The sequence below is a fragment of the Streptomyces sp. MnatMP-M17 genome (assembly GCF_900091995.1).
Lineage (GTDB): Bacteria > Actinomycetota > Actinomycetes > Streptomycetales > Streptomycetaceae > Streptomyces.
Map to the genome: position 1 here is coordinate 1 of NZ_FMDK01000222.1, position 10,025 is coordinate 10,025.

At 66.4% G+C, this 10,025-nt stretch carries 13 protein-coding genes; 6 read left to right on the forward strand and 7 right to left on the reverse strand.

From position 1 onward, the window contains the following. Positions 1–254, forward strand: a 254-nt coding sequence (locus GA0115259_RS10775; RefSeq protein ID WP_370747608.1) for a hypothetical protein, incomplete at its 5' end; no start/stop codon positions are given. A 163-nt stretch (positions 255–417) separates the two neighbouring features. Here GA0115259_RS10775 and GA0115259_RS10780 read toward each other — a convergent pair. From GA0115259_RS10780 to GA0115259_RS10800, 6 genes are all read right to left on the reverse strand, one after another. After that, positions 418–1,080, reverse strand: a complete 663-nt coding sequence (locus GA0115259_RS10780) for a DUF5753 domain-containing protein (RefSeq protein ID WP_345941005.1) — start codon at positions 1,078–1,080, stop codon at positions 418–420. Further along, a complete protein-coding gene (locus tag GA0115259_RS42745) occupies positions 1,065–1,304 on the reverse strand; it encodes a helix-turn-helix domain-containing protein (RefSeq protein ID WP_345941004.1) in 240 nt (79 codons plus the stop codon). Before GA0115259_RS42745 ends, GA0115259_RS10780 begins: the two co-directional genes overlap by 16 nt. 292 nt (positions 1,305–1,596) lie before the next feature. Beyond that, positions 1,597–2,052, reverse strand: a complete 456-nt coding sequence (locus tag GA0115259_RS10785) for a DUF6302 family protein (protein WP_370747609.1) — start codon at positions 2,050–2,052, stop codon at positions 1,597–1,599. Then, on the reverse strand, positions 2,052–2,414 hold the full coding sequence (locus GA0115259_RS10790) for a DUF6302 family protein (RefSeq protein ID WP_093594328.1): 363 nt from the start codon (positions 2,412–2,414) through the stop codon (positions 2,052–2,054). Before GA0115259_RS10790 ends, GA0115259_RS10785 begins: the two co-directional genes overlap by 1 nt. 340 nt (positions 2,415–2,754) lie before the next feature. Next, a complete protein-coding gene (locus GA0115259_RS10795; protein WP_141716519.1) occupies positions 2,755–3,201 on the reverse strand; it encodes a DUF6415 family natural product biosynthesis protein in 447 nt (148 codons plus the stop codon). Then, positions 3,189–3,695, reverse strand: a complete 507-nt coding sequence (locus GA0115259_RS10800) for an ATP-binding protein (RefSeq protein ID WP_093594334.1) — start codon at positions 3,693–3,695, stop codon at positions 3,189–3,191. The genes GA0115259_RS10795 and GA0115259_RS10800 overlap by 13 nt, the downstream gene beginning before the upstream one ends. A 405-nt stretch (positions 3,696–4,100) precedes the next feature. Between GA0115259_RS10800 and GA0115259_RS10805 the strand changes: the two genes are divergently transcribed. Together GA0115259_RS10805 and GA0115259_RS10810 are read left to right on the forward strand one after the other, a co-directional pair. Beyond that, positions 4,101–4,934: a helix-turn-helix domain-containing protein gene (locus GA0115259_RS10805; RefSeq protein ID WP_161230335.1), complete on the forward strand. Its 834-nt coding sequence runs from the start codon at positions 4,101–4,103 to the stop codon at positions 4,932–4,934. After that, positions 4,927–5,148, forward strand: a complete 222-nt coding sequence (locus GA0115259_RS10810; protein WP_093594340.1) for a DUF397 domain-containing protein — start codon at positions 4,927–4,929, stop codon at positions 5,146–5,148. Before GA0115259_RS10805 ends, GA0115259_RS10810 begins: the two co-directional genes overlap by 8 nt. A gap of 500 nt (positions 5,149–5,648) precedes the next feature. Here the strand turns inward: GA0115259_RS10810 and GA0115259_RS10815 are convergent, their stop codons facing one another. After that, positions 5,649–6,482: a helix-turn-helix transcriptional regulator gene (locus GA0115259_RS10815; RefSeq protein WP_141716520.1), complete on the reverse strand. Its 834-nt coding sequence runs from the start codon at positions 6,480–6,482 to the stop codon at positions 5,649–5,651. 1,443 nt (positions 6,483–7,925) lie between these two features. On the opposite strand from GA0115259_RS10815, the gene GA0115259_RS10820 reads away from it, so the two are divergent. The 3 genes from GA0115259_RS10820 to GA0115259_RS10830 are packed head-to-tail and all read left to right on the forward strand — an operon-like array spanning position 7,926 to position 9,980. Further along, positions 7,926–8,255 carry a transcriptional regulator gene (locus GA0115259_RS10820; protein ID WP_093594346.1) on the forward strand — a complete coding sequence of 110 codons (330 nt, stop codon included), beginning with the start codon at positions 7,926–7,928 and terminating at the stop codon, positions 8,253–8,255. 1 nt (position 8,256) lies between these two features. After that, a complete protein-coding gene (locus GA0115259_RS10825; RefSeq protein ID WP_093594349.1) occupies positions 8,257–9,273 on the forward strand; it encodes a hypothetical protein in 1,017 nt (338 codons plus the stop codon). Continuing rightward, positions 9,273–9,980, forward strand: a complete 708-nt coding sequence (locus tag GA0115259_RS10830; RefSeq protein WP_093594352.1) for an ATP-binding protein — start codon at positions 9,273–9,275, stop codon at positions 9,978–9,980. Before GA0115259_RS10825 ends, GA0115259_RS10830 begins: the two co-directional genes overlap by 1 nt. Positions 9,981–10,025 lie beyond the last annotated feature (45 nt).

Below are 10,025 nucleotides of genomic sequence, written 5' to 3' on the forward strand. Positions count from 1 at the left end.
CCGGATGGGCAGCCGCCGCTCTGGTCATGGCTCAGGCCGAGGCCGCCACCCGGCCTTCCGACGCCGCGCAGCGTGCGGTGGAGGTACTGGCCCGGGTGCCCGCCGCGCGGCTGCGCTCCACATCGCGCGCCCGGCTCGCACAACTGGGATCCGCGCTCGCGGCGAGCGACGCGGCCGGGGTTGCGGACCTGCGCGAACGCGTACGGGCCCTGCCGCCCTCGATCGACGCGCACGGCGGTGTCGTGAGCGCCTGATACGACGGGCCCGCCGGCCCCACATTGCTGGTTCATGTTGATCAGCACTCCATGGTGGACGGCTGTAGTAGACGGATTTTGTGGACTGCCGTTTCTGGCAGGCCCAGGCGCATGGTCCGGGGATGGGGAACGGGCGCGGGTGCCTCCCGGGAATCCGGGGCTGTTATTCGATGTTTTCGGATTTACGCAAGAGGGCGGGGCTTGAATTGTGTGCCCGCTTGCTTTTCAGCTCGTAACTCTCCGCCATGGACTCGATCAGGTCCAGGGAGTCGGGTGGTGATAGCGCGCTTGCCGCGGTCAAACTGAATGCAAGTTCGTATTGCGCCAGCGTTTCTGGATCGTCAACCAACTGGCCAGACGCGAAGCATTTCAGATAGGCAAGCGTTGGCGCCCCGTCAGAGAAGGACATCAGCTGCAGTGCGCCATCAATTGCCGGATGTCCGCCAGCCGTGAATCGCAATACCTGCACAATGATTCGGCGCCGACGTCCGAGCGTGGCGATGTGACGCAGGGCTTCCGCCATCACCGCAGGGCCGCCGATCATTCGGTGCAGGACAGCCTCGTCGAGTACGGTCCATACGGCGGGCTCTGCTGAGTCTTGGAGCGTCTTTGCGCGTTCGAGCACTCGCGCACATAGATCTTTGATTACTTCCTCTGCCGCTGTTGGGAGGCCGGAATGGAGGACCGCTTGGGTGTATGCCTCCGTCTGCAAGATCCCCGGTACGTACTGCGGCGCATACTCCTGGATTCGTTTTGCGCTCTGTTCGGCCTTGACTGCTTCAATGCTTTGGTCCGGCCGCCGTAAATCCTTCAGCGCCGTACAGATCCGGAAGAAAAACCCCCGGTGTCAAGGAGTTCATCAAGCTTGATCGCGATTTCGGTTCGCATTTTTCGCGCACCTGACTCCACCATTCCAATGAAGGCGCCGGTCAAGAATAGTAATTTCCCAACCTCGCCCTGGGACATTTCTTTCTTTTCGCGATGGTATCTAAGCTCTGTACCAATCAAGGCGTGGACTGACAGTGCTGTGTCCAGCGGCTTTGGCTGCACGGGGGGTCCTTGGAATTATGAACGATGGTGGGGCGGTGGAAAAGATTAAGCTGACGTCCGAATTACGATTTCACTGCTTTTCTTTGCTGGTTCGATACAGGCTTCCATCCGCCGTGATTAGTGCTGCGGCGGACGGAAGCCCGCCTTCCCGGCGGTGAGCTGCCATTCCCGCCGGACGGGTGGGTCGCCTGGCTCGCACCTCAGAGGGGCGATGTCCTGCCGTAACTCGGCCCGGATGGCCCGCCCGGCGGTCTACCGCTTGGAGAAGACGGAGTGGCCACTGGGCCGGGCCTTACTCGGCGAGGGCCGCCAGCGCCCGTTCTTCGTACCGGGCGATGGCCTCGTCGGAGTAGCCGAGATGTCTCCGCTGGACACCGATGTCGCCCTGGGGCGGGTCCGCTCCCCAGAGGACGGTTCGACTTGCCCATGGAGCGGTCACGGCTCGCCGTACGCGCACGGAGGGAAAACCCGGCCGGCCCTCCATCGTCGACATTGCGGCGAGCGCGGCGGCGTGATTGGTGACGGTGAGGTATCCGCCCAGGCGGTATCCGCCGGTGGGCACGGCGAGTCCGTACTGCACGCCGCAGTCCGTTTCACCGACGGGCACGGCGCCTGCCGCGTCCATCAGTGCGGGATCAGCCAGCCGCTCAAGCATCCTGGCCCGGTCGGTCTCTGTCGTGTCCGCCGTCGTACACGCCCCCGCGCGGGATCCGCGTGGGCCGTGGTACGGGCCGGACCGACACGCCATCACAGGCTGCCCGAAGATTGCTGTTCGTATCGGACGATCGCCTCGTCGGAATAGCCGAGGCGCCTCCAACGGGTCACAGCGTCACTGCGGGGAAAGTCCTCTCCCCAGATGACCGTCCGGCTCGCTCCGTGGGCCGATGCGTTCCCCCGCAAACGTACGGAGGGGAATCCCTGCCTGCCGGCCAGCGCGGACAGCGTCGCCTCCGCCTCGGCATCGTTCGCGACGGTGAGAAATCCTGCCCGGCGGGAGCCGCCAACCGGAACAGCGAGCCGGTACCGCATCTGTCCGTTCGTCACGCCCACCGCCACGGCGAACGCCGAGTCCAGCAGCGTGGGATCGGCAAGCCTGTCACGCATCGACACTCGGTCAGTCTCTGCGGTGCGTTTCATAAATCCTCCTGTCTGAGGTCAGTTCCGGTCAGAGCCGGACCAGTGGCCCTGTGGTCAGCCGGGGCGACGCAGGACGCATCACCGCGTCGACCCGGGGCGGTGCGCCGCTCGGCGCGCCAGGTTGTGACGTTCCTTCGCACCGAGCGGCTGTCTGGGTGGGCGCGCCCCTCGGGGGCGGCCGAAAGAGGCTCGGCTGCCGTCAAGCCCGGGTCCGCAAGCCAATCGCGGACAAACTCGTAGTCGCACGCCTCCTGCGAGCAGCCCGCACGCACACGCGGTGGCGGACGGAAGATCGACTCGCCCAGCCGCTGGATCACGGCCCCGCCTCTACCAGCAGATCCACCAGATCCAGGACGGCAAGAGCGAGGCGCCGCGTCTGCGCGCGAGCTCCCGGGAAGTCATCGGGCCGGGCCTCAGCAGCGACGTTTTCCACGCTGGCGACCACATCGGTGACCGCGGGGCGGGACTGACGGCTGGCTACGTCCACGAGGAGGGGCACCATCATTCTGACTTGTGCGTCGGCCTCGTCGATATCCGCGGTATTCGGATCGGCGTGCTCACCGAGCACGGCCTCAAGTGCGTCGTAAAGCCCATCCAGGACAGGTGTCTCGGTGGGGAGTCTCGGCCAGAGCCCGGCAAGCAGACGATGGTGCAGGCCGATAGTCAGTGGCGCCAGAGGCCCCATCCATCCGGACACCTTGTTACTGGCGGACGGACTGTAGCTGGGGACCGGCCCTTCTACACGCTTCACCGCAGACATGGGGGCGTCCCCAGGGGAATCCTGCAAGAGATGCTCATGCCGTCGTCGCTCACGCTCAGATCGCCCCCGCGCTCCGCTACGAGGTAATGGACGATCAGCAGTCCGCGGCCACTCTCGTCGCCGAGCTCGGCAACACGCGTCTTGGGCGCCGTGGACGATCCGTCGTACACGCTGATCAGCAGCGACTCGTACGCCAGCGTGACCCGTACACCGACAATGGGCCCGTCGCCGTAGGCGAAAGCGTTGGTGACCAGCTCGCTCAGCAGCATGCCGACGGCATCCACATCACCTTCATCGAGCCGCCATCGGATGAGCCCCTGGCATACCGTTCGTCGGATTTTGCCCGGCCACTTCGTGTCCTTCGCGGCTACCTGCTCCCCGTAGGGACGACGAGCACGACGCACGGTGATCTCCCACGCATCGACCGGAGTGGTGCAGTCGGTCCGGTCCGTTCGCTCAGCCTGAGTGGTTTCCCAGGACGCGTTGAGCCCCATTCCCTGCTCCTCCGCACACGTGGGGTACAGCTCCGATGCCGACGCCGCTGATGCGTCGCCGATGTGCTGCCGCCTGCCAGGTGGGCGTCCAGGGGCATGGCCCTGCCCAACTACTCCCGGTTCGCATGGCTGTTGCTTCCCCGAAGTGCCCGGTTCGGCTGCTCAGCCAGCTTGATGGATGGCAAAGTTAACATTCAAGGGAAACTTCAAACGGGCGCACATTGGCACATGCCCCTTAGCGGACAGAGGGTCTTGCCCGTACGACAGGACATGCCAGACTCGGGACAGAGCAACGGATCTGACGGACAGCCACCACTTTCCGGCGGACGTGAGCCCGAACTGGCTGACAGAGCACCGGAGGAAGGAGACAGAGTGGCTGGACGACGAGGACCGACATTCCTGCGGGTGACGCTCGGCAAGGAGCTGCGGGAGCTGCGCGAACGGACTGGGCTCACCGCGGAGGCCGTGTCGCTCGAACTCGGCTTCTCGCGCTCGAAGGTGAGCCGAGTCGAGAGCGGCGACATTCCTCTGCCGAAGCTTGCGGACCTTGAGCGCCTCATGGACCGCTACAACGTCACGGATCCGGATGACCGGGAAGTCCTGCTCTCGCTTCAGCGTGGGTCGCTGAGCAAAGAGCCGTACCTCTCGTACCGCAACATCCTCCCGTCAGGGATGCCGCTCTATCTCGGCCTGGAGCGCGACGCCGTCCGCATCCGGAGCTACGAACCCGGCGTCGTGTTCGGACTGCTTCAGGACGAAAGCTATGCACGAGCACAGATGGAGTCGGCCAAGGTAGTCGAGGAGCGCACCACCGATGCCGTGGAACGAGGCATCCGCATCAGGATGGAACGCAAGGAGCGACTCATCGAGCCGGGAGGACCGGAAGTACACGTCATCCTCACGGAGAACACCTTGCGGACCGTCATAGGGTCACCAGCGGTGATGCGCGCGCAGTACAGGGAGATCGTCCGGCTCAGCAGCCTGGACAACGTCGAGGTGCAGATCATCCCCGATGACCTGCCCACATACCGATCCTCATGGAACTTCACGATCCTGGAGTTCGACGGCCTGAGCCCGGTAGTCCAGAGCGACAGCTACAAGGCCACCACCATGTGGTCCAAGGCATCAGACGTTGGGCAGTACCGCCGGCAGTTCGACGACATGGCCAAGGCAGCACCGGGCCCTGCGCAGACGCCGCGAATCCTGCATGACCTCGAAAAGAGACTGTGGAATGAATAGGAACCAGGAAACCCATCGCCCCTCCACCGACCTCGCCCCAGAATCGGCGTGGTCGAAGTCCTCCTACAGTTCCCAGGACGGCGGCAACTGCGTCGAGGTCGTGGGCCTGACCGGCGCAGTCGGCGTCCGGGATTCGAAGGACAAGACGGGTCCCGCTCTCGTGGTTGCGGCAGCGGCGTGGACCTCCTTCGTGGGGCTGGTCACGTCTGGCTGATCCCGCACCACCAGAACGCGTCTCTCTTCACCCGTAGTGAGGAGAGACGCGTTCAGTCATTTTTGCCTCTCCACCCTTGCCGTAACTGCGAGAGGGGCCAGAGAGGTCGTAGAACCATTCATGGACATGACCACCCCAAGCATCGCCGCAGTCGGCCTGAACGCAGGCGGCCCGATCGACAGCGCGCTGGTTGCCGCCGTAGCCTCTCGATGCTGCGCCTCCTGACTGAGGTCGGCAGGATGAGGCGTATGCAGCCCTCGGCGCACTGCGCGCGCCACACAAGCGTGGACGAGCGCCTCGCTCATGCCTCCGCCCCGGACTACTGGTCGACGCCAGTTTCCGGAACTCTCCCTCGCCGTCACGTGCGATATTCGCCCATGAGCCGCCAGCCAGGGCGAAGAGGATCCTGAGTGCCGTCCAGTCTGGGTCCACGGCGGCCACCAACCGGTCCCAGTGCCAAGAGCCGGCAGCCGATACAGGGCCTGTGGAGACACCGCGTGTTATTTGGGCGGGCTCTCGGGTCGGGCATTCGGCTCGTCGTCGGGTGCCCAGCTAACGATGGTGAGTTGCCAGTCGGGAAGGGCGCCGGGGCGGAGGACGTGGCTGACGACTTCGACGATGTCGGGGCCCAGGGCGGGTATGACCATGCGGTGGTGTGCTCCGTCACGGCTGCCTGACATAGCGCTGCTGGATGTCCAGATAGCGTCGCAGTCCGGGGCGCGGCGCACTTCCTTGATCAGCCGGGCGAGGTCGATGTCGTGCGGATGGCGGGCGCTGGCGAGGCGAAGCATGGCGATGTACTCGGCCGCGTGCTGATGCCAGTCGACGTACTGGGTGTGGCCTTCTTCGGTGAGCAGGGCCCAGCGCATGAAATTCGCATCGGGGTGCTGTACCCAGGGCCACCAGGAGGCCATGGCGTCATTGAAGCCGACGATGTTCCAGACGGAGTCGGTGACGAAGGCGGGCAGGGGCATCTGCCGGTCGAGCAGCAGTTGGACTGCGCGGCGTGTGGGGTCGTCGGCGCGCGGTGCCGGAATCGTGGGCAGATCACCGTCAAGGGCATAGAGGTGCAGGGCGGCGCGCTCTTCACGGCCCAGAAGCAGTACTTGCGATAGAGCGTCGATGACCGGCCGGTCAAGCTTCGGCCTGGCTCCGCTTTCGAGCGCCTGGTACCAGCGCAGTCCGCGATGACCCAAGTCGGCCACCACTTCTTCCTGGGACATCGGCCGCCCCAGCCCCCGCTTTTCCCCGGCGGCGGCACGCCAGGCACGCAGTAGGCCGGCCAGGCCCATGAGCTGACCCGGGGTGAGTGGTTCTTCGTCGGGCCCAGGCATGGGGACTCCTCCGTGTTCGTCGCACGGCGTCGCAACTGGGCCGACTCTGAGAACGGGCCCTTATATCTCTAAATCGACATTACCAAGCGTGCGCGTGGACTGCCTGGCGCCAGCGGCTCGGGGCGGGATGGTCGGTGTGCGCCCAGTGTGGCTGATCTGTGCAGCGTTCAACCTTCTGCGGGGTCGGGATCCGGGCGAAGGGATTCAAGGAGGACGAAACCGGCCGCACTTTTTTGCGGCTCCGATTCACCCGCAAAACTTTGCGGGAAAGGAATTCAGAGAGGAAATCTTGATCCAGCCCCGAATGGCTGCTCCATGCGGGCCCAGAAGTGCTGGTGCTTCCGGTCGGTTGGGGAGGAAACGCCTTTGCTTGCAAGGGGGTTAAGGGCTCGTGATGGGGTGGTGTCGACGCCGCACTCACTCGTCTGAGGTCGTATTGACCGTTTTGCATTCTCATTGACGTGGACGGTTGGTGGGGCTTAAATCTCAGAGGGTGTTTCACGTCTGCAGGCAGGAATCGCCGGCAGGGGGGAGGGGTAGTGCGAACGGTACTCTGGACCGCCGTTGCGCTGTGGGAGATGGCCACCGGATCTCGCGAGCGCGTGTGCGGTGTGGCCGACATTCCCTCTTGCGTTGTCTGCCGATGGTCTTGCCCAAGTCCACGGGCTGTCGCCCATCGCTTAGCAGACGCTGAACCCTTACCAAGGTGGCCGATGCTTCGCCGGCTAGCTACCTGGCGAACTGTGCCAGAGGGAGAGGCGGAGAGAGGGGCGTCACCGAAAGAGCGTCGATGGGCCCTGCGGTGCTACCTCTCTGGCCAGGCTGCTTGCCGGACTCGCAGGTCTCCGCAGCCACACGGTGTCCGGCTGTGCCGGGCGGCACCGCTTTCGGTGAAGCGTAAGTAATTCCTTGCAAAACTCGGCACTTTGACGTTGCGTCGGCAAGGGTGCAGCGGAGTGGCATTACTTCAAAGGAGTCTGGCATGCCGACTGTCCCGTGCAAAGGGCCGAACGTCCCAACCTGCCTCGTACAGAGGCGCCGGCCCGTTCTGGTTGGCACGCCAGCGCCAGCAGCGGCGATTTCCGGGAACTCACCCTATTTCCGCGGCCTGTGGGCGATGCGCGCGCGGTGCCTGGGAAGGGGGGTGGATCTTTGCTGAGCGCGTGCATATGGTGCTGGTCGCTCGACGGACGGCCCGCCGCAGCTCTGACCGAATGACGAGGGGGAGACCGGGATGAACGCCCTCCCGCCACGCGTGGCTGCCAGTCTCAGGAGCCGCGCCGCGCCAGGCCGGGACTGAAATGAGACCGGCGCCCGGGAGCTACCAACTCCTGGGCGCCGGGCCGATGCCCCAAAGGGAACACCGATTCACAACTCACGCGGACGGCTGGACTTTTCCACGAGGACAGTCGCACCGCGCTCCTACAAAAAACGGAGTATTGCATGCCCGCCGTAGAGAGCGGAACCCCAGCCTGCCCGGACAGCGCCGACCGCTGGCGCCGCCTCGCCCTTCAGCTCGCGGACATGATCCCCGGCGCGGCCACCATCCGCGTGAGCCTCAAGGATCCCCAGGCAGTCTGGCCACACCCCCACGCCCGCGTCTGGGACGTGGAGGGGCAGCCGGTCGAACTCAGCCGCACGAGGGCCACGGTCGTGGCCCGCTGGATTGTGCGGGTCTGGCCGGACGCCGACTGGACCCGGCCTCACACCCTCGACCTTGCCATGGCCGTCCTCACTCGCAGCAATTCCGCCGCCGCCCGACGGGGCCGCTGACATGGCGCGGATACGGACGATCAAGCCGGAGGCGTTTTTCTCCGAGTCGCTGGCCGAGGTGAGCGTCGAGGCGGAGCGCACCTTCTTCGGCCTGCTCACCCAGGCCGACGATCACGGCCGTCACCGGGACAACGCGGCGATCATCGCCGGGCTGCTCTGGCCGCTTCGCGCCGAGCACACCTCCGTGCATGTCGAGGACGACCTCCAGCAGCTCGAAAGCGCGGGCCTGGTCTGCCGGTACACCGGCTGCGACGGCCGGCGCTACCTGCATGTCGTGACCTGGTCCGAGCACCAGAAGATCGACAAGCCCAGCCAGTCCCGGCTGCCCTCGTGTCCGCAGCACCAGGCGGCGGACCGCTGCGGTCCCTGTAAGGGCACCTGCGCCAACGACGCCGAGGAGTCGCCCACCGCTCCCCGAGGGGTCGACGAGGCTTCGCCGAACACTCTTCGAGCCCTCGATCTGCCCGCGCAGCCCGTGCCACCGCCTCCCGCCCGCCGAGGCGGAGCCCCGGCCGCCCAGCGGGACGCCTCCGTCGGCCCCGTCGGCGCTCCTGCCCACAGTGGGGAGGAAACTGCAGGTCAGACTGCGTTCGCCGAGGGCTCCCCGAGGGCTCCCCGAAACCTCGGGGAGGGCTCGGCGCCTGGATCTAGGATCTTGGATCCTGGATCGTCTTTCCCTACGGGGCGCACAGAGCCCGACGCCACCGTCTCGGCGAAGGAACTGGTCGGCGAGTACGTCGCCTCGTGTCAGGAGCGCCCTCCGGGCGACGTGATCGGGCACCTTGGGCGGATCGCCAAGAAGCTCCTTACCGAAGGCATCGCCCCGGAGCACATCCGTGCTGGGCTGAGGCGTTTCGCGGAGATTCAGGGGCACCCCAGTCGGCTGCCGAGTCTGGTCAACGACGCGATGAACGTACGGTCCGCCGGTTTTGCGGGGCCGGGATCGCGGTCTACCGTGCCCGCTCACCAGGCGTGGACCAACCCGGCCGACGCCGCCGCCTATGCCGAGGAGCTGTGATGCGCACCCGTACCCGCGACCCGCAGACTCTCGGCGCCGGGGGCGCCCTCGACCGGATGGCCCGCATCCTGGCCTCCCGGAACATCACCCCGGCGGCCCTCGCCGCCCTGCTCGACGAGTCCGAGCCCTTCTCCGCGCGCGACGCCGTGTCAGCGGGGATGCCTCCGCGCTACCGGGGCGCGGAGGCCGACCACCCCCAGGTCCTGGACTGGGTCCGGGAGGTTGCCCGGCAGGCCGTTGCCCCGAGCCGGGGAGCGCGTCGGCAGATCACCACCGGCCCGAGCCTGCTGATGGCCGGGGTGGTCGGTTCGGGCAAGACCCACCAGGCGTACGGCGCGGTCCGCGCGCTTGCCGGGGCCGGCATCGGGGTGCGCTGGCGCGCGGTCACCGCCGCGGACCTGTACGCGGAACTGCGCCCCAGGCCCGGGACGGACAGCGAGCGGGAGCTGGCGGTCGTCAGCCGGTGCCCGCTGCTGATCCTCGACGACCTTGGCGCCGCGAAGTCGAGCGAGTGGGTGGAGGAGGTGACGTACCGGCTGATCAACCGCCGGTACAACCACATGCTTCCGACCCTGATCACCACCAACCTGGCGATCAAGGACCTGCGTGCCTACCTCGGAGACCGCGTGGCCTCACGGCTCGCGCAGATGACTGCCCGGGTCGAGTTCGAGCCGGTCGACCGCAGACGCCGCCACGCCGCCGCCTGACCCCAGCAGGCCGCCGCCGCGCCTGCCCCGCGCGCCCTCGGCGCG